We start from the raw sequence: 18659 nt of genomic DNA, 5'->3' as shown, positions 1-18659 counted from the left end.
GAATTGCGTGAACACACGTTCACTGACATAATTCACGTTTCTAGCTAAATCTCACCTAAAGGAAGCGTCATGGCAGGCGTACGCGCAGCACAAAAAGAGAAAACGCGGCGGGCACTCATCCAAGCGGCGATGAACCAGCTCAGCGCTGAGCATGGCTATGCGTCGCTGAGTTTGCGCGAAGTTGCTCGTGAAGCTGGGATTGCCCCGACGTCGTTCTACCGCCATTTTCAAAATATGGAAGAGCTCGGACTCACCTTAGTCGATGAAGGCGGATTAACCTTGCGGCAACTGCTGCGCCAATCACGCCAACAAATCGCCAAAGGCGGCTCCATCATTCGCTCGTCGGTCACGACGTTTATGGAATTCGTGAATAACAACACCGCTATTTTTCGGCTTTTGCTCCAAGAAAAATCGGGAAACTCACGTGAGTTCCGTTTAGCCGTGCAACGCGAAGTTGAACACTTTACTGCTGAATTGGTTGATTATCTGGTCGACGAACAGCAGTTCGACCGCGACTTGGCCGAACTGCATGCCGACGCAATTGCTCGTATTGTGTTTAGCGCCGGCGCCGACGCTCTTGATGCCTCGCCCGCGGAGCGCCAAGAACTCCTCGAGACGACCATCGCCCAAGTTCGTATTGTCGCGCGAGGCGCTGAAGCTACCCGTGCATTGGCCAAGTCACTGAAATCATAATCACCGCAACAATACCGACGACAATAGAAAGTGGCAGTCCCAAACGCCAGTAATCAGCAAAGCGATATCCGCCTGGGCCCATCACTAAAATATTGGATTGATGCCCGATCGGCGTCAGAAATGGTAATGCAGCGCCTAAAGCGACAGCCATTAGGAAAGGATCGTGCGATGCCTCTAGTGAGTTCGCCATACTTATCCCAATCGGCGCCATAAGGACCGCTGCAGCAGCATTATTAATGATGTTCGACAGCAACATGGTCACCGTAAGCAACAAACTAATGGCTACCACGCCTGGTGCGCCCTGACTCACCCACAAAGCAGCACCAGCCAGCGTATCTGCCGCTCCGCTACGTTCTAATGCGCCGCCTAGTGGAATGGTTGCAGCAAGCAACACAATAATTGGCCATTCGATATGCTCGTAGAGTTCGCGAATAGGAATAACTTTCGCCAACACCATCAGGCCCGCCGCCATACTGAAGGCGACCGGAACACTCAGTAATCCGAGAGCGCTGGCGAGAATAGCTCCAGTAAAAATCCCCAACGGCAACAGTAGTTGACGCTTTTTCCCCAAGCGCAGGCCGCGTTGCGCGAGCGGCAAGCAGCCAAAGCGATTAAATACATCGTTCAAGACTTCAGCATCACCTTGTAACAACAACACGTCACCCGGTTTAAAGCGCACATCGGATAAGCTGGGTTTCAGCGGCTGACCTTCTCGTGCAACCGCCAACACATTGACGCCAAAGCGATGACGCAAGCGCAGATCAGCCGCAGAGCGGCCGATCAGACGCGAGTCATGCCCGACAATCCCTTCAATGACCTTAATCTCATCAGACACCAAAAAGCGCGTATCGAGCTTTTGCTCAGCGTTCAATTCAAATTTGGTCACATCAAGAATTTGCTGCAAGGTTTCTGCATCGGCCTCGACAATCACGACGTCTTCGGCACGCAAGCGCTGATAACGGGGGGGTGCAGAGAGTGTTTGCTTACCACGCTTAATGGCAACCACCGCAAAGTTCTCTTTAATCTTCGACTCAAATTCAAATAACGTATGCCCCACCAAAGATGCACCTTCAGGTAAATACAGTTCGGTCAGATAGGCACTCACATCATAGGGTGAACTGGAGGTATCACGACTTTTACTCCGCGGCACCAACCAACGTGCCGTGATCCACATCATCAGTAGACCAGCTAACGCAACGACAATACCGACAGGAGTAAAATCAAAAATCGAGAATGGTTCGGCGCCATGGCTCGCGCGAATATCAGAAATAATAATGTTTGGCGGGGTACCAATCATGGTAATGGTACCACCGAGCAATGAGCCAAACGCCATTGGCATAAGCATGAGCGACGCATGTCCTGCGCCATTACGCGACAATTGCAAGGCTACAGGGATCATAATCGCCATGGCGCCAGTATTACTGATAAACGCGGAGACAAAGGTGGTTAACCCGGTCAATACAATCATTTGTAACCACACCTGGTCGCCCATCTGCTTAACGCTACTGGCCATCATGTCGACCACGCCGGAGCGCCAGAGGGCGTGGCTCAATACTAAAACTGCAGCGACGGTGATCACCGCGGCATTCCCAAAGCCTGCGAACACTTCTTCTCGCGGGATCAAACCAACAATCGTTGCGGCAAATAATGCCCCCATCGCCACAAAGTCATAGCGCCAGCGGTCGACTACAAAAAGTACCAATGCCGTGATAAGGATAAGCCCTATCCATATTTGCTCTGCCATACGCAGCTTCCTAGATCATCTTTGTCATGGTTAGAGTGGCGTGATTTCATGGGAAGTCAATAGTTTTACTGCTACTATATTCATGAAAAATAAAACTATAGGAGAATAAGATGTTCCTTCGACTCGGTCTAACCACCTTGTGCGCAACGCTTAGCTTCTCGGTTCTTGCGCGTGACATCACGCTGCAAGAAACGGTGACCACGCAATCTGTGAATAGCGTCGCAGTGAGTAATGATGGCCAAACTGCTGCATTTACACGTGTCCTTCCACGTACGCCGTATGTGGACGATGATGGGAGTAGCTTCTTAGAGTTACTCGTCGTTCGCGGTGAAAACGACCCTATTCCATTTATTGCTGATAAACAAAGCATCCGTGATGTAACGGTGCACGGTGAATTTATTTATTTCACCAGTAAGCGTGATGATGACAAATATACCAGTCTCTACAAAATCGCTTTAAATGGCGGCGAAGCACAACGCGTGTTTAGTCATGAAAGTAGCATCCGTGACTATGCGCTCAGTGCAGACGGGCGTTACCTTGCCTTCACCGCGCAAGAGAAAGCCGATAAAACCGACAAAGAGTTGGTGAAAAAAGGCTTCAAAGCAGAAGTTTATGAAGAAGAACATCAGTTTACCCACGCCTGGCTCGTTGACCTTAGTAACGACGCGCCGATGGCGGCGCAATTGACGAGCGACCGTCAGGTGCTCTCGATTGCCTTCCGTCCGGGCCATGAGCAGCTTTTATTGCGCACTGCGCCAACGGCACTCATTGACGATAATTACATGAGCAGCGCGTATCAGCTGGTCTCCTTTGCAGGCGCGCAAGAAAGCACGTTTTCTACCGTCGGCAAGTTAGGCAAAGCAGAATTCTCGCCGGATGGTCGTTATCTGGCAGTGATTGGTTCAGCAGACTACAACGACCCATCAAGTGGCCGTCTGTACGTGTTTGACACGCAAAATGATAACAGTGTTCGTGACGTACTACCGGACTATCCTGGTCACGTGAAAGATATCGATTGGCGTCGGAATGACGAATTGATTTACCTTGGCCACATCGGTACCGAAAGTGAAGTGCGTGCCATTACCATGCAATGGTTAGAGACACGCTCGTTGTTAGAGCCAGGTGAAGCTATTGTGGTCGATATCGAGGCAACTCCGAATCAATCTGCGGTCTTTGCCCGTGCACACCGTGCTAGTCATCCGACGGAGCTATTCCGCATTGAAAACCAGAGCTTGATTCGCTTAACTGACTCAAACCCTTGGTTGGCCGACATTACTCAACCTAAGCAAGAAACCATCCGCTACAAAGCGCGCGATGGCGTTGAGCTGGAAGGTATTTTGGTCTACCCAACCGACTACCAAGAAGGTACGCGTTACCCGCTGATCACTGTGGTGCACGGTGGTCCAGAATCGCATTACAGCAACGGTTGGCTTGACCGCTACGGTAGCCCCGTCAAATATGCCGCTCAACAGGGCTATGTTTTATTCTTCCCGAACTACCGTGGTAGCACAGGCCGTGGCGTTGAATTCTCGAAAATGGGACAAAACGACTATGCAGGGAAAGAGTTTGACGATCTCGTTGATGGCAAAAACCATTTGGTCGAAATGGGCTTAGTGGATACCAATAAAGCAGGCATCACCGGTGGCTCATACGGTGGTTTCGCGTCAGCTTGGGGCGCCACAGCGCAAACCGAGCATTGGGCAGCAAGCGTTATGTTTGTCGGTATTAGCGACAATATTTCAAAGTTCGGTACCACCGACATCGCCAAAGAAATGCACGCCGTTCACGCGCGTAGCTACCCATGGGAAAAGTGGCAATGGTATTTAGAGCGCAGCCCTATTTACCACGCTGAGAAAGCACGTACGCCAATTCTTATCATGCATGGTAAAGAGGACACGCGTGTCCACCCTAGCCAATCAATGGAGCTCTATCGCTACCTGAAAACACACGGTAACGTGCCGGTGCGTTTGGTCTTGTATCCAGGTGAAGGCCACGGCAACCGTCGTGTCGCTGCACAACTTGATTACAGCATGCGCTTGATGCGTTGGATGGACAGCTTCTTGAAAGAAGGTAAATCAGAAGCACCAGCTCATGAGTTACCACATGCGGAACAACTCAATTAATGACCCGCAGGACCCGCTGTACCGGCGGGTCCAATTCCTCCGAGCATTACTTTGGGTAATGTTCGTTAGCTTTTTGCTTCTTGGCTGTATTAACCAATTCTTATTTGCTAAGCCCACGCTTGCACTCTACCACTTTATCAGTAGTACCCTCGCCTTAGCCGGAACCGCGTGGTTACGCCGCCGTCCCTCCGATACCTCCGTCATTTCGCTGGTGGTTGCCTTGGCCACAGCGACACTCCTAGTGCTCTACATCGTCCGCTCTGCAGGACAAGGGTACGCGCTGTACTGGCTTTCGATTTACCCGCCTATCGTATTTTTCTTATTAGGTCGCACCTGGGGCTATATTCTTAGTATTCTTGTTATTGGCGGATGCCTGACCTACGTCAATCAAGTGGCTGCGTTATGGCAACCTGCACCATTTACACTGCGTTCTCTGCTCAATATTCTCACAGCAACCGCAGCGCTTATTGTTATTTTACGACATATCGAAAAGACCCGAGCCGAGGCGTTTCACTACCTTGAAAAACACAATCAAAAACTCGAATACATTGCCACGACCGACCCACTGACCAGCCTCGCGAACCGAGCCAAACTTGATCGAGCGCTAGGCAATGCCCTACGTATGCGACGGCAAAACGACGAATCCTTCTGCTTGATTCTGGGTGATATCGACCACTTTAAGACCATTAACGATGTTCACGGACATCCGATCGGTGATGTGATTTTGATTGAAATGGCGCAATTGTTACGCAACTCGGTACGCAATTCTGACCTCATTGGCCGCTGGGGAGGTGAAGAGTTTTTGCTCGTGCTACCGAACACTGACTGTGACCAAGCCAAAATGTTGGCGGAAAAGCTACGCAATACCATTGCGGCGTTTAAGTTCCGCAATGGTATTCATATTACCAGTAGTTTTGGCGTCGCCTGCGTGCGCAGCGATGACGATGCCACAAGCTTAATGCAACGCGTCGATCAAGCGTTGTATGCGGCCAAAACTTCAGGCCGCAACCGCACCGTCACCGATGCGGAGCTCACCGAAGTAGAATTAACGACCGATCAACGCGCGACCAATATGACGCCATGACGGCTCTTTGCCATACATGGTGATACCAAGACGAAACACGCGAATTGCGGCAGAACGAATCACGTAGGTGGTTAATAGCAACAAGACCAAGCTACCGGCCCACTCCCACCAGACCACGCCCCCATCGGCAACACGCAAAGGCATGACCGCGAACGAGGTCAGCGGGAACCAACTCAAAAATTGCGCCAAGACGCCCTGCAAACTGTCCATAACCCCAAAACCAGCGGCAACAAACAACCCAGGGATAAGCATAACGACCGGGCGGCCAGAATGGTTCGGATCATCAATGGTCGCAGCAAAACCGGCCATCATGGCATTGATCATCACCAATCCCACCAACGCGAAGAGCAGGGCCAAAATAACGCCACTGGCAGAAATCGCTGGTAAGCTCAAGGCGTCACCGCCAATAACAGTAAACAGCACAGTGACCAACAGCATGATGATTACGACGGTGGCCATGCTCTTTAAAGAATGTAGCGTGATCCCTAAAATCTTACCGTCCATCCACTCACTTGGCGTGATCAAGGTTAGCAGTTGCTCGGTAACTCGCTGCTGCTTCTCTTGCGTAATGGCCGTCATCATCAAACCAAAACTGCCAAACACACCGACCATAATACTCACCAGAATGATGGATGAAATCGCCTTGCCCGTCGACTGACTTTCAACTTCATCGGTGCTTTCACGCTGCACCGTCACATCAATAGCGATCGGCGTATTAAGCATGACAATATCACTTTCACTTAATGGCAGCGCACGCATTTTTTGTTGTTGTAACCACTGCTGCAACTGAGCCTCGAGTCGATCTTGCCAACCGGCGCTACTGGTGACGGTCAACTGCGCACCATAGCCTTGTTCAGGACTACTCACAACATGCAGAATACCGTTGTATCGCTCGCCTAATTGTTGCGTCAACTGCTCACTTGCCGGCACGTAATCCCAGGCAATATTGCGTAGTTCCGGCAAACGCACTTCTGAGGTGACCGCTATCTGCTGAGTTTCTTCTAAGGCATCCTTCAGCACACTCCAGCCAAATGAGGCACCAAATAGTGCCGCCATTAATACCAGCGAGAAGAGCTCCTGCTTCCATTTAAAAAAGCGACGAAATTCGAAGCCGCCAATGCGACGTACTTGTGACCAACGACTCATGATTGCACCGCCTGTAAATAAAGCTCATGTAAACTATGTTGCTGCCGACTGAATTGCACGACCGGCGCGCAGCCTTGCAAAGCCACCAAAAGCGCTTCTGGCGCCACACTATCTTGACACTGCAACACATAATTGCGGCTATCGAGTGATTCCACCGCCTGCACTTCTGGCACCTGCGCAACGGTTTCGGCGTCGACGTCAGTGCTAAATTCCACCATTAAGCTCTGCTGCGTCTGAAGTTGCTGACGCACTTGCGGCAAACTGCCTTGCGCAATCACCTTACCTTTATTCATCAACATCAGTTTATCCGCCATACGCTCGACCAGAGCCATTTGATGCGCACTCAAAATGACGGTGGTGCCCGCGGTCCGCAGCTCCTCCAGCACACGTAAGACAAACTCTTGGTTAACCGGATCTAACCCTGAAAAAGGTTCGTCTAAAATCACCAACTTCGGGTTATGCAGTAAGGTCGCAATTAACTGCACCTTTTGCTGATTCCCTTTCGACAGTTGCCGCATTGGTTCGGTCGCCCGCTCAGATAAATCAAAACGCGCCAACCAGTGCTCAATGTTTTGCTTCGCCGTCGCTTTATCTAAACCACGCAAACGGGCGATGTAATTCAGGTTATCGACAATGGTGCGGTCAAGATAAAGACCGCGATCTTCGGGCAAGTAACCAAAGGCTTCGGTCGCCAAGCTCTGTGCGCTGCCATCAGCAGCCGAGCGATAGATGATCGCGCCTTCATCAGGCTGAGTAAGCCCCACCAACATGCGTACTAGGGAAGATTTACCGGCACCATTAGGTCCGAGTAACGCGAGGATTTCACCACCTTGCGCAACCAAGCTCACTTTGTCTACGGCGCGAACAGTTGCGTATTCCTTGCTGACCGACTGTGCTTCTATGTACATCAATGCCAACTCCTTAGTTATCGTTACGGCATTATCCCATAGCGCAGTCTATTTTCCGTGAGGTTTTGTTAATGAATTGTGTGGGAATGTTTCAAAAAAAAGCCCCGCATGATGCGAGGCTTAGATGATCTAGGTTCGAGGTATTGCTTACAACTGCGGTCCAGCAGCAACTAAGGCTTTACCTTCGTCGTTGTCAGTAAACTTCTCGAAGTTGGCGACAAAACGTTTTGCCAAATCTTGCGCTTTTACGTCCCAATCTTGCGCATCACTGTAAGTATTGCGTGGGTCAAGAATTGAGGTGTCTTCAACGCCAGCCAAAGTCGTTGGCATCGCGAGATTGAAGTATGGCAAGTTTACAAATTCTGCATCTTCGATGCTGCCATCCAAGATAGCGTCGATGATTGCGCGCGTCGCTTTAATCGAAATGCGCTTGCCAGTACCGTTCCAACCAGTGTTAACAAGGTAAGCTTCAGCACCAGAAGCTTCCATCCGCTTCACCAGTACTTCCGCATACTTGGTTGGGTGCAGGCTTAAGAAGGCCGCGCCGAAACAGCTTGAGAAAGTTGGTGTTGGTTCTGTAATACCACGCTCTGTACCCGCCAACTTCGCAGTAAAGCCTGACAAGAAGTGGTACTTGGTTTGCTCTTTGGTCAATTTAGAGACCGGCGGCAACACCCCAAATGCATCCGCAGTCAAGAAGATAACTTTCTTCGCGTGACCTGCTTTCGATACTGGCTTAACGATGTTATCGATGTGATAAATCGGGTAAGACACACGGGTATTTTCAGTTTTTGAACCATCGTTAAAGTCGACGGTGCCGTCGTCAAGTACGGTCACGTTCTCTAACAACGCGTCACGACGGATCGCGTTATAGATATCTGGCTCAGCTTCTTGTGATAAGTTGATGGTTTTCGCGTAACAGCCACCTTCAAAGTTGAAGACACCGTCGTCGTCCCAACCGTGCTCGTCATCACCGATCAACTGACGCTTAGGATCGGTTGAAAGTGTTGTTTTACCAGTACCTGATAAACCGAAGAAGATTGCCACGTCACCTTGCTCGCCAACGTTGGCTGAACAGTGCATTGATGCGACGCCTTTCAATGGCAAGAAGTAGTTCATCATTGAGAACATACCTTTCTTCATCTCACCGCCGTACCAAGTACCACCGATCAGCTGAATCCGCTCTGTTAGGTTAAACGCAACAAAGTTTTCTGAATTCAAACCGTGCTCTTGCCATTTTTCGTTGATGCACTTGGCACCATTCATAACAACAAAATCAGGTTTAAAGGTCGCTAGCTCGTCTTCGCTTGGGCGAATGAACATGTTTTTCACGAAATGCGCTTGCCACGCTACTTCCGTAATAAAACGTACCGCTAGACGGGTATCTTCGTTCGCACCACAATAGGTGTCGACCACAAATAAGCGCTTACCAGAAAGCTGTTGGGTTACTGTCGCTTTCAAGTCCTGCCAAACTTCGCCATCAATAGCTTTGTTGTCATTCTTGCCTTGATCTGCCCACCACAAGGTATCTTTTGTGGTTTCATCACGAACAATGTATTTGTCCTTCGGAGAACGGCCGGTAAAAATACCCGTGTCTACAGCAACAGCGCCGAGCTTGGTGACAACACCTTTCTCATAGCCTTGTAGATCGCTACGCGTTTCTTCTTCAAACAACAAATCATAAGAAGGGTTATGAACAACTTCAGTGACGTCTGTGATGCCGTATTGGCCTAAATCCAGATCAGTCATGTGGCGGACTCCTGCGGGTCTGGTCTGAGCAAATGAATGTGAAACGAAATTTGGGGCGCGATTCTACCTCGAAATCGGTAAAAATGATAGTGTTAGCCAGCGATCGCTAGCTAACTTGACGGTTTCTTTACAGTTTTTGTTTTGACTTTATTTTCTGATTCAGCGCGTCAGCAACACAAGCAGCAGTAAATTGGCGCACATCACCGTAATGTAATGCCACTTCTTTGACTAAAGTAGACGAAATAAACGAATTTTCCTCTGCAGGCGTCAAAAACACACTTTCTAACCCTGGGTAGAGGCGTCGATTCATGTTCGCCATTTGAAATTCGTATTCAAAATCGGACACCGCGCGTAAGCCTCGAATAAGCACTGTCGCGCCATGCTCTTTGGCGAAATCAACCAATAAACCGCTAAATCCAACCACCCGAACATTCGGTAAATCAGTGGTCACCTGTTCAACTAACTTGACACGTTCAGCCAAACTAAACATCGGGTTTTTTCGGGGGTTATCAGCGACCCCTACCACCACTTCACTAAATAGGTTCGCAGCACGCTCGATAAGGTCTGCATGCCCGTTGGTAATGGGATCAAAGGTCCCTGGATAAATAGCACGTTTGTGCATGAATTTCCTCCAGCAAACTGAAATGAGGATGCGCGATGCCTGGCAAATCAGGTAAACTATAGGACAAATCCTATCGATGACCTCTGCGTAGGCTTTCCAAAGCACGGAGAATTACATGAAGACTGATTTTTATCAACAACTCGACACCCAGCTAGACGAACTCAAAGCTGAAGGCCTGTACAAAAATGAACGCGTAATCACCAGTGATCAAGCGGCGGAGATTACTGTTGCTGACGGCCAGTCGGTACTGAACTTTTGTGCCAACAACTACTTAGGGCTCGCGAACCACCCTGACCTCATCGCAGCGGCGAAACAAGGCCTCGACGAGCACGGTTTTGGGACCGCGTCGGTACGCTTTATTTGTGGTACGCAAGATATCCACAAAACCTTAGAAGCGAAATTAAGTCAGTTTTTGGGCACTGAAGATACCATTCTTTATTCGTCGTGTTTCGACGCCAACGGTGGTTTGTTCGAAACCCTTATGGGCCCAGAAGATGCCATCATCAGTGATGAACTCAACCATGCCTCGATCATTGACGGAATTCGCCTCAGTAAGGCAAAACGCTACCGTTATAAAAACAATGACCTGAACGACCTTGAAGCACAGTTAAAGCAAGCCAAGGCCGATGGCGCGCGCCACATCTTGATCGCAACTGATGGCGTGTTCTCAATGGACGGTGTCATCGCCAACATGAAAGGCATCTGTGATTTAGCCGACCAGTACGGCGCACTGACCATGATGGACGACTGTCACGCCACCGGCTTCTTAGGTGCTAACGGTAAAGGAACCCATGAGTATTGCGATGTAATGGGTCGTGTTGACATCATCACCGGTACTTTAGGGAAAGCTCTTGGTGGCGCCTCAGGTGGTTACACCTCTGGTAAAAAACAAGTCATCGACTGGTTGCGTCAACGCTCGCGTCCCTATTTGTTCTCGAACTCGGTTGCGCCAGCCATTGTGCAAGCTTCGATTCGCGTACTTGAAATGCTTGAGCAAGGCGATGCCTTACGTCAACAGCTATGGGATAACGCTAACTACTTCCGCACAGAGATGACCAAAGCTGGCTTTACCCTAAGTGGCGCTGATCATGCGATTATTCCAGTGATGATTGGTGATGCCAAACTTGCCGCCGAAATGTCGGATCGCCTGCTTGCCGAAGGTATTTATGTGGTTGGTTTCTCTTTCCCTGTGGTGCCACGTGGTAAAGCGCGTATCCGTACCCAGATGTCGGCAGGTCACAGCCGCGAACAACTTGAACGTGCGGTTGCAGCCTTTATTCGTATTGGTAAAGATCTCGGTATCATTTAACCGCAACCTTGTCGCGGAGGACGCTTATGAAAGCATTAGCAAAATTACACGCTGAACCAGGCATTTGGATGACCGACGTTGAGAAACCAGAATACGGTTACAACGATCTGCTCATCAAAATAAGGAAAACCGCAATCTGCGGCACTGATGTCCACATCTACAAATGGGATGAATGGTCACAACAAACCATTCCTGTCCCTATGGTTGTCGGCCATGAGTATGTGGGTGTGGTTGAAGCCATGGGTGAAGGCGTACGTGGTTTTAGTCCTGGTGATCGCGTGTCGGGCGAAGGTCACATCACCTGTGGTCATTGCCGTAACTGCCGTGCCGGACGTCGCCATTTGTGTCGAAACACGGTGGGTGTTGGCGTCAATCGTCCAGGCGCTTTTGCCGAATACTTAGTGATACCAGCCGACAACGCATTTAAGTTACCCGATGACATTAGCGATGACCTCGCCGCTATTTTTGACCCATTCGGTAACGCGGTTCACACTGCATTGGCCTTTGATTTGGTAGGTGAAGACGTACTCATCACCGGTGCCGGTCCAATTGGCATTATGGCCGCAGCCGTGGCGCGTCATGTCGGTGCCCGGCACGTCGTTATTACCGATGTAAACCCATACCGCCTTGAGCTGGCTGAGCAAATGGGGGCAACCCGGGCCGTTGACGTCAGTAAAGAGAAATTGACTGACGTCATGAACGAGTTGGGCATGAAAGAAGGCTTTGATGTTGGCTTGGAAATGTCAGGTGTGCCTTCAGCATTTTCACAAATGCTCGCGACCATGAACCACGGTGGTAAGATTGCTATGCTCGGTATTCCACCACAAAGTGTAGCGATTGACTGGAACCAAGTGATCTTTAAAGGCCTTACCATCAAAGGTATTTATGGCCGTGAAATGTTTGAAACATGGTATAAAATGGCGAGTTTGTTGCAATCAGGATTAGATTTAAGTCCAATCCTTACACACCAGTTGCCCGTTGACGCCTACGAAGAAGGCTTTGAAATCATGATTTCAGGTCAATCAGGCAAAGTGATTTTGGATTGGGAAGCGTAAAGGACATTTGTTATGAGCGATTTCAGTCGTATTAATGTGGCCACTGCCCATCAACTCTGGCAAGAAGGGAACACCGCGTTCGCCGATATTCGTGATGCACGTTCCTTTGCTATGGGTCATATCCCGGGCGCGGTGCACCTTACCGACGCGTCGCTCAGCGACTTCCTCGCCGACCTTGCCGATGCGCAGCCTGTTGTTGTCGTGTGCTATCACGGCAACAGCAGTCAAGGCGCTGCGCAGTACCTAGCCCATCAGGGGATTGAACCTGTGAGTAGCTTGGATGGCGGATTTACAGCCTGGGTGCATCAGCATCCTGAAGCGGTGGAGCAAAGCTAACCATGCAAAAGTTACTGACCACCCGTGATGCTGTGATGATGAAACGTCTCCATGACTATCTGCAACGCCGCGGCATCCCTGTCACGGTCAGTGAACATGGTAACCAACTCGAGTTATGGCTGGTGCAGTCCAGTTATAAAGCGCTGGCGAAAGACCTGATCAATGAATTCAAAGCCGACCCTAGTGGTGCTGAAGCAGAACTGCAAGCGCAGACAAGTGCGCACCCCACACACCAAGGTTCCGGCGGGCCGTCTCTCGCGCAGCAACTGCTCCAGCAAGCGGGGCTTGTGACCATCGTCTTTGCTGTACTCGTGAGTTTAGTATTTTTAGGTCTTAACACTCCCCTTGCGGAAGGCATTTTTGCGCAGCTAAGGATCAGTGATACCTTCACTGAACTCCCTTGGCATCAACCTTGGCGCCTACTGACACCAGCCCTACTTCACTTTAGTTTGCTGCATTTCCTATTCAATGTGTTTTGGTGGTGGTACCTTGGCGGGCGCTTTGAGCGCACCTACGGCTCTGTTTACCTTGTCCTCGCGCTGGTTGCATGTGCGGTGTTTTCTAACGTCATGCAGTTTTGGGTCAGTGGCCCTTACTTCGGTGGCCTCTCTGGTGTGGTCTACGGTCTTTTTGGGATTGCCGTTATTGTTGCTTGGCAACGCCCGCAGCACCCGCTCTACCTCCCCATCGGCCTAATCGGCTTTATGCTGGTGTGGTTGTTACTTGGGTACACTGATTTGCTTTGGGTTAGCGTTGCCAATACCGCCCATTCGGCAGGCCTCATTGCAGGACTCATTTTTGGCTTGGCCCTGCGCCTTATTGAGTACTCTAAAAAGCGCACAACGACAAAATGATACAGACATTTCCAACCGTCGCTTTTCCGGTCGTCAGTCGCGGTGGTGAAGCCAACTGGCATACACCCGCCAGCGGTGAGGTTACCTCGCCCTTGGCGGCCGATTGGTTGTTTGACCCAGGCTCACTGACCGCCAAACTCAAACAGCATAGCCAACACTTTGCCGTGCAGTTGCTCGGCCAATATGAAGCTGACCTCCTTGACGATGAACAGGTTTGGCTGGGCGCGCCGCAACGCTGTGTGATCCGCGAAGTGATCCTGTGGTGTGATGACGCACCTTGGGTCTTTGCTCGCAGTGTTTTCCCGCTGCAAGCCCTTGCGCAACAACAGCTTAAATTAGAGCAACTTGGTAATCGCCCACTTGGCGAGCACCTATTTAAGCAACCGGACCTTGTGCGTAGTGAGGTCGAGATTTCTAGCTTCACAGCAGACTCAAAAGTGGGGCGTTTGCATCAACAACTGGGATATCCAGCGACAGAACTTTGGGGTCGTCGTAGTCGCTTCACAGCCGCACAACAACATGTATTGGTTGCCGAAGTATTTATCGGCGCCTCGCCACTTGCTCAGGAGGTGAATCGTGGTTAGTCCTTACTTACGATTAATGCGAGCCGATCGTCCTATCGGTACCTTGTTGCTCGCTTGGCCAATGCTGGTCGCACTTTTGATTGCTGGCCAAGGAAATCCTCCGTTAAAAGTCGTGGTCCTGTTCTTGCTTGGGGCGTTTATCATGCGCTCAGCAGGCTGTGTCATTAACGATTTTGCCGACCGTCGCATTGACGGCCATGTCAGTCGTACCAAAAGCCGACCACTGGCTACGGGCGAGGTGAAGTCCTGGCAAGCAATGACCTTGTTTATCGTGCTCCTGCTGGTAGCCTTTGTGATTGTGTTACAGTTCAACCGCGAGACCATTTTGCTCAGCATTGCGGCGGCAGGCGTGGCGACGCTCTATCCTTTTTGTAAGCGTTTTACCCAACTACCACAAGTGGTGCTAGGCATCGCCTTTAGCTTTGGTGTGTTGATGCCATTTACCGCCTTAGAGCAAGGGCTGCCTTTAGCTGCATGGTTGCTGTTTTTCGCCAACATCTGCTGGACGGTCGCTTACGACACCGAGTATGCGATGGCCGATCGTGACGACGACCTAAAAATTGGGGTTAAGTCGACAGCGATTTTGTTCGCCGGCTTTGACAAATTAGCGATTGCGGCCCTACAACTGCTAACCCTCGCCTTGCTCGCCTGGTTGGGATACAGCTTAATGTTTGGTCTGTATTACTGGGTAGGCCTCGGCATCATCGTGGGGTTATTTGGTTGGCAACACGTACTGATTTGGTATCGGGAACCCCAACGTTGTTTTCACGCCTTTTTGCACAATAACAACGTCGGGTGGGTCTTGGCGTTAGCCGTTGCAGCGACTTATTGGTTCTGAGTCGCTGCAATACGGCGTTGTACCGATTGCCGAATGGTCTGTACCACCGGCGCTTCTAACAAACGATCAATGGTGTCACTCAGCTCGCCAACACTCCAATGGGCGACAAAGTTGCCATCACTATCGACATCAATGAAGTCTTCACGTTTCAACGTTGACACTAAAGCGCTCAGCAGCTTCTTATCAAAGAATTCCGGTGCGTTCACGCCATGCATCGCCGACAAACGCTCCGCCAACTCTACGGCGGCCTGCTCAAGCTCGGCACGACCTTGCGGACCTGCTTGCTGCAAGAGCTCAAAGATGATGGCATAACGCTGTAACGTCTCACTGGCGGCACGTGCCAACAAGTGCAGTTGGAAATACTCAGAGGTTTCACGCGGAGCAGCGCGGTAAGTGCAGTCGCCAACGCTTTCAATCAAGCCGATACTTGCCAAGTGCTCAACAATCGCCTCACCCCAAAGACTCATGGCATCACGTTCATGGCTAATAAACAGCTCTTCTTTTAACAGCGGCTGCAGTTGCTCTAGCAGTTTACCGATTTGCGCAACATTGAAGGTACGATGGGCGCAGGCGAATGAAGCGACCAAGGCCGGCACAATCATCATATGCATAATGTTGTTGCGGTAGTAGGTCATGGCAATCGCCGTGGTGCCATCTAAACGAATCATTTCGCCCATGCTGTCACTGACGACAGTGAATTTGTCATGGCGCTTCGCCAATTGCCATAATTCTTCACCGGTCTCTTCAGGTACATAGGCATATTTACTGTAGGGAACTTGGCGCAGCATATGCGTATACACATCAAGTTGTGCGACGAGCTCTTCACGTGACAAGGTATACTGCTCAGCACTCAGCAATGCCAACGCGGTAAGGTTAACGCTGTTTAAACCCGCAGCATCGTTGATACGACACATGATCTGATCGGCAATCAGATTCACCGTTGGCGTTAACCAACGTGGCCGCGCCGGCTCTTCAGCACCTATGGTGATTGAATCACGCCAATCAGGTGTTAAAGCGTCAAGCGTTTGGCCAACGTTGATCGGCTCACCGAAGGTCACATAACCTTGACCAAAATTCCGCAAGTGGCGCAAGCTCGAGATCACTTGCCAAATCGATTCATTTTCTTTCGATTTGCCTTTCAGTTCTTTGAGGTAGGTCCCCACTTCCATCACGTGCTCGTAACCCAGATACACAGGCACAATCGACATCGGTCGTTGCTGACCGCGCAACATGCCTTGCAAGGTCATCGCAATCATGCCGGTTTTAGGCTGTAACAAGCGCCCCGTTCGGCTGCGTCCACCTTCGGTAAAGTATTCCACCGGATAGCCACGTTGAAACAAACGATCTAAATACTCACGAAACACGGCTGAGTAAAGCTTGTTGCCTTTAAAACTGCGGCGAATAAAGAAGGCTCCGCCACGACGAAAGAGTGGCCCGGCAGGGAAAAAGTCGAGGTTTACCCCCGCAGCAATATGCGGTGGCACCAAGCCTTCTTTGTAGATCACATAACTCAATAGCAAGTAGTCCATATGACTACGATGGCAGGGAACATACACAATCTCATGACCAGCTTGTGCCAGCGCGCGCAAACGCTCGCCACCCTCAACATGAATGCCATTATAGATACGGCTCCACATCCATCCCATAAAGCGATCCAGCATTCGCACTAAGGTTTCGCTGTACTTCGCTGCAATTTCGTCAAGATAACCTTGGGCACGCTTTTCGGCCTTTTCTAAACTGATCTTTTTCGCGCGCGCTTCTTCGGCAATGGCTTTTTGTAAGGCCGCACTTTGCAATAACTCTCGAATGACGCGCTCGCGATCAACAACTTTGGGGCCTGCAACGGCATGACGTAAGCGCACGAAATGTACGCGCGCAACACGGGCAAGCTTATGGGCAACCGGTCGCTCAGCACCGTAATCGTCGGTCATTTGGCGTAAACTCACCGCCCGACTGACCCGAATCAACACGTTGCGCCCAGAAAACATTACCAGCCAAAACTTGCGCCAGCGACCCGGGTTATCAAGGTCGGCCACCATGGTGTTACCTTGGCGTGGCTCTTGCCCAGCTTTACGTCCCCAAAACAGACCCAAAGGCACTAGTTGAACGTTTAGCGAGGTCTCTTTTTTATGGCTTTGCAACAGATGCAAAAACTCGTCAATCGCGACTTCGTTGGTATCGGTGCGTGCTTGTTCAAGATACATCACGCGCGCATGGCGCTCACCATTAATAATCAGTGGTTCTGCGGGATCTGGTAAGCCTGCACGGAGCATCGCTCGACGCGCAAGTAAATAGTCGGTGACAGAGGTCGAACGCATCACGTAAACCACATGTTCTGGGTTTTGTGTGTTCCCTACTGTCTCGTCAAAAATCGTTTCAAAACGCGTTAACCAACGCACCGGCCAATACATTAATTTGGCGACGAAACTTCTCCAACTCATTCGATTCCCCTAAAGAATTCAGTCCTCTAAAGAATACCATTGATTGACAACTTTTGCTGTTACAAAAGTAGCATCACCACCGCATAACTAACGACACCAGCAAATACCGGCCAGCCTAAGGATTTGCGCCAAAACCAAACCAATAACGTGACCAAGGCCCCCACCAGGGTTGCGAGACTAAGTCCCAAGGTCAACGGTTCAGGCACTAATGAAACCCCCAACATCGCAGCAATCATCAGCGGACCCAGCACACTTAACCAGGTCGGAATACTATCCACACGGTGCTCGTCAGATTGCCCGCGCAAACGCCGCTGCAGCCAAATGACCGGGATGGCGCGCATGAGAAACGTTGCGAGCGCTATCACAACTAACGCAAAACCGACGTCAAACGTCATGCCTCTGCTCCTTTCCGTAACTGATAACGGTGCATCACTTGAAAACATATTGCTCCGCTTATCGCAGCCAACGGGATGGCTGCGTTCGGATAGCCCAACACTTTCATAATTAAGGCCAGTACAACAGTGCCACTGAGCACCAATGCCCAGCGGCCACTATTAAAACGAGGCGCAAGTAATACCAAGAATAACGCCGGCAACGCGAACGGCATAGCCTCCGCTAACAGGGGCCAATGCTTGGTCAGCTCGCTACCGCCAATAGCACCGAGAGCAGTGCCCGCAATCCAACTGAGCCAAGCGAACAGCGCTAAACCAATGAACCACGGCAGCCGCTGCGCTTCACGGAGCTGTTCCAGTTGCGTTAATGCCATGGCAAAGACCTGATCGGTTAAGCCATGCATCAGCCAAGGCCAGGCGCGATGAGGCGTAAAATAAGGTGCCAAGTTAGGGCCATAGACAATATGCCGGGCATTGATCAGCAATGTGGTTGCGATAATCAACCACAGCGGCGCGCCCGTGGCGAACATTGCCACGAAAAGAAACTGTGACGCACCGGCGTAGATAAAGGTCGAAATTAGTATCGCTTCGAAACTACTAAAGCCTGCTTGAATTGCCACCAAGCCAAACGACAACGCCACCGCAATATAGCCACCAAACAAAGGGATTGCATCGCGTGCCCCTTGCCAAAACGCGGCCTGCCACTCCGACCTTTGCTCACTACTCACGACCCCATACCTCCTCGCTCGTGTCATGTCAGGCGCAGTACCGCCTTGGAACC

Annotated in this window: 17 protein-coding genes; 9 read left to right on the top strand and 8 right to left on the bottom strand. The window is 50.6% G+C overall.

Annotation, left to right across the window (positions count from 1 at the left end; genetic code table 11):
• The first annotated feature begins 69 nt into the window (after nt 1-69).
• Nucleotides 70-693, top strand: coding sequence for an HTH-type transcriptional repressor FabR (gene fabR, locus G535_RS0106790; RefSeq protein WP_026861374.1), 624 nt, complete (start codon nt 70-72; stop codon nt 691-693).
• Here the strand turns inward: fabR and G535_RS0106785 are convergent.
• Complete coding sequence (locus G535_RS0106785) at nt 659-2437, bottom strand: SLC13 family permease (RefSeq protein WP_026861373.1); 1779 nt, start codon at nt 2435-2437, stop codon at nt 659-661. The two genes, fabR and G535_RS0106785, sit on opposite strands and share 35 nt — an antisense overlap.
• Nucleotides 2438-2547: 110 nt before the next feature.
• Between G535_RS0106785 and G535_RS0106780 the strand changes: the two genes are divergently transcribed.
• Complete coding sequence (locus tag G535_RS0106780) at nt 2548-4560, top strand: alpha/beta hydrolase family protein (protein ID WP_026861372.1); 2013 nt, start codon at nt 2548-2550, stop codon at nt 4558-4560.
• Nucleotides 4541-5644, top strand: a complete 1104-nt coding sequence (locus G535_RS13870; RefSeq protein ID WP_157981190.1) for a GGDEF domain-containing protein — start codon at nt 4541-4543, stop codon at nt 5642-5644. Before G535_RS0106780 ends, G535_RS13870 begins: the two co-directional genes overlap by 20 nt.
• Here the strand turns inward: G535_RS13870 and G535_RS0106770 are convergent.
• The 4 genes from G535_RS0106770 to coaD form a co-directional block, all read right to left on the bottom strand.
• Nucleotides 5606-6790, bottom strand: coding sequence for an ABC transporter permease (locus G535_RS0106770; protein WP_026861371.1), 1185 nt, complete (start codon nt 6788-6790; stop codon nt 5606-5608). The two genes, G535_RS13870 and G535_RS0106770, sit on opposite strands and share 39 nt — an antisense overlap.
• Nucleotides 6787-7698, bottom strand: coding sequence for an ABC transporter ATP-binding protein (locus tag G535_RS13120; RefSeq protein WP_034727843.1), 912 nt, complete (start codon nt 7696-7698; stop codon nt 6787-6789). The genes G535_RS0106770 and G535_RS13120 overlap by 4 nt, the downstream gene beginning before the upstream one ends.
• Nucleotides 7699-7845: 147 nt before the next feature.
• On the bottom strand, nt 7846-9447 hold the full coding sequence (pckA, locus tag G535_RS0106760; protein WP_026861370.1) for a phosphoenolpyruvate carboxykinase (ATP): 1602 nt from the start codon (nt 9445-9447) through the stop codon (nt 7846-7848).
• Nucleotides 9448-9574: 127 nt separating this feature from the next.
• On the bottom strand, nt 9575-10069 hold the full coding sequence (gene coaD / locus G535_RS0106755; RefSeq protein ID WP_026861369.1) for a pantetheine-phosphate adenylyltransferase: 495 nt from the start codon (nt 10067-10069) through the stop codon (nt 9575-9577).
• Nucleotides 10070-10184: 115 nt separating this feature from the next.
• Here coaD and G535_RS0106750 point away from each other — a divergent pair, with 115 nt between their 5' ends.
• From G535_RS0106750 to ubiA, 6 genes are read left to right on the top strand one after another with little or no spacing between them, the layout of a single operon-like run.
• Nucleotides 10185-11378 (top strand): glycine C-acetyltransferase, encoded by a 1194-nt coding sequence (locus G535_RS0106750; protein ID WP_026861368.1) that lies wholly within the window; start codon nt 10185-10187, stop codon nt 11376-11378.
• Nucleotides 11379-11404: 26 nt separating this feature from the next.
• The gene (gene tdh, locus G535_RS0106745) at nt 11405-12433 is read left to right on the top strand and encodes an L-threonine 3-dehydrogenase (RefSeq protein ID WP_026861367.1); all 1029 of its coding nucleotides are present in this window, start codon (nt 11405-11407) and stop codon (nt 12431-12433) included.
• A 12-nt stretch (nt 12434-12445) separates the two neighbouring features.
• Complete coding sequence (gene glpE / locus G535_RS0106740; RefSeq protein ID WP_026861366.1) at nt 12446-12769, top strand: thiosulfate sulfurtransferase GlpE; 324 nt, start codon at nt 12446-12448, stop codon at nt 12767-12769.
• 2 nt (nt 12770-12771) lie between these two features.
• Complete coding sequence (locus G535_RS0106735; protein ID WP_026861365.1) at nt 12772-13623, top strand: rhomboid family intramembrane serine protease; 852 nt, start codon at nt 12772-12774, stop codon at nt 13621-13623.
• Complete coding sequence (locus G535_RS13115; protein WP_051207005.1) at nt 13620-14207, top strand: chorismate--pyruvate lyase family protein; 588 nt, start codon at nt 13620-13622, stop codon at nt 14205-14207. The genes G535_RS0106735 and G535_RS13115 overlap by 4 nt, the downstream gene beginning before the upstream one ends.
• A gap of 16 nt (nt 14208-14223) precedes the next feature.
• Nucleotides 14224-15045 (top strand): 4-hydroxybenzoate octaprenyltransferase, encoded by an 822-nt coding sequence (ubiA, locus tag G535_RS0106725; RefSeq protein WP_051207003.1) that lies wholly within the window; start codon nt 14224-14226, stop codon nt 15043-15045.
• Here ubiA and plsB read toward each other — a convergent pair.
• From plsB to G535_RS0106710, 3 genes are read right to left on the bottom strand one after another with little or no spacing between them, the layout of a single operon-like run.
• Entirely contained in the window at nt 15033-17486 is a 2454-nt protein-coding gene (gene plsB / locus G535_RS0106720) for a glycerol-3-phosphate 1-O-acyltransferase PlsB (RefSeq protein WP_026861363.1), read from the bottom strand. The genes ubiA and plsB overlap by 13 nt on opposite strands.
• 59 nt (nt 17487-17545) lie before the next feature.
• The gene (locus G535_RS0106715) at nt 17546-17881 is read right to left on the bottom strand and encodes an AzlD domain-containing protein (RefSeq protein WP_026861362.1); all 336 of its coding nucleotides are present in this window, start codon (nt 17879-17881) and stop codon (nt 17546-17548) included.
• Entirely contained in the window at nt 17878-18606 is a 729-nt protein-coding gene (locus G535_RS0106710; protein ID WP_026861361.1) for an AzlC family ABC transporter permease, read from the bottom strand. The genes G535_RS0106715 and G535_RS0106710 overlap by 4 nt, the downstream gene beginning before the upstream one ends.
• Between the last annotated feature and the right edge of the window lie 53 nt (nt 18607-18659).

It is taken from the genome of Pseudidiomarina sediminum DSM 21906 (assembly GCF_000423165.1).
GTDB lineage: Bacteria > Pseudomonadota > Gammaproteobacteria > Enterobacterales > Alteromonadaceae > Pseudidiomarina > Pseudidiomarina sediminum.
The sequence above is the reverse complement of the archived record's forward strand: the minus strand, read 5'-3'. Positions and strand labels throughout refer to the sequence as shown.

Excerpts from the sequence above, each read along its gene's own strand:
- fabR (WP_026861374.1), top strand. The coding sequence starts at position 70 with ATGGCAGGCGTACGCGCAGCACAAAAAGAGAAAACGCGGCGGGCACTC.
- G535_RS0106785 (WP_026861373.1), bottom strand. The coding sequence starts at position 2,437 with ATGGCAGAGCAAATATGGATAGGGCTTATCCTTATCACGGCATTGGTA.
- G535_RS0106780 (WP_026861372.1), top strand. The coding sequence starts at position 2,548 with ATGTTCCTTCGACTCGGTCTAACCACCTTGTGCGCAACGCTTAGCTTC.
- G535_RS13870 (WP_157981190.1), top strand. The coding sequence starts at position 4,541 with ATGCGGAACAACTCAATTAATGACCCGCAGGACCCGCTGTACCGGCGG.
- G535_RS0106770 (WP_026861371.1), bottom strand. The coding sequence starts at position 6,790 with ATGAGTCGTTGGTCACAAGTACGTCGCATTGGCGGCTTCGAATTTCGT.
- G535_RS13120 (WP_034727843.1), bottom strand. The coding sequence starts at position 7,698 with ATGTACATAGAAGCACAGTCGGTCAGCAAGGAATACGCAACTGTTCGC.
- pckA (WP_026861370.1), bottom strand. The coding sequence starts at position 9,447 with ATGACTGATCTGGATTTAGGCCAATACGGCATCACAGACGTCACTGAA.
- coaD (WP_026861369.1), bottom strand. The coding sequence starts at position 10,069 with ATGCACAAACGTGCTATTTATCCAGGGACCTTTGATCCCATTACCAAC.
- G535_RS0106750 (WP_026861368.1), top strand. The coding sequence starts at position 10,185 with ATGAAGACTGATTTTTATCAACAACTCGACACCCAGCTAGACGAACTC.
- tdh (WP_026861367.1), top strand. The coding sequence starts at position 11,405 with ATGAAAGCATTAGCAAAATTACACGCTGAACCAGGCATTTGGATGACC.
- glpE (WP_026861366.1), top strand. The coding sequence starts at position 12,446 with ATGAGCGATTTCAGTCGTATTAATGTGGCCACTGCCCATCAACTCTGG.
- G535_RS0106735 (WP_026861365.1), top strand. The coding sequence starts at position 12,772 with ATGCAAAAGTTACTGACCACCCGTGATGCTGTGATGATGAAACGTCTC.
- G535_RS13115 (WP_051207005.1), top strand. The coding sequence starts at position 13,620 with ATGATACAGACATTTCCAACCGTCGCTTTTCCGGTCGTCAGTCGCGGT.
- ubiA (WP_051207003.1), top strand. The coding sequence starts at position 14,224 with ATGCGAGCCGATCGTCCTATCGGTACCTTGTTGCTCGCTTGGCCAATG.
- plsB (WP_026861363.1), bottom strand. The coding sequence starts at position 17,486 with ATGAGTTGGAGAAGTTTCGTCGCCAAATTAATGTATTGGCCGGTGCGT.
- G535_RS0106715 (WP_026861362.1), bottom strand. The coding sequence starts at position 17,881 with ATGACGTTTGACGTCGGTTTTGCGTTAGTTGTGATAGCGCTCGCAACG.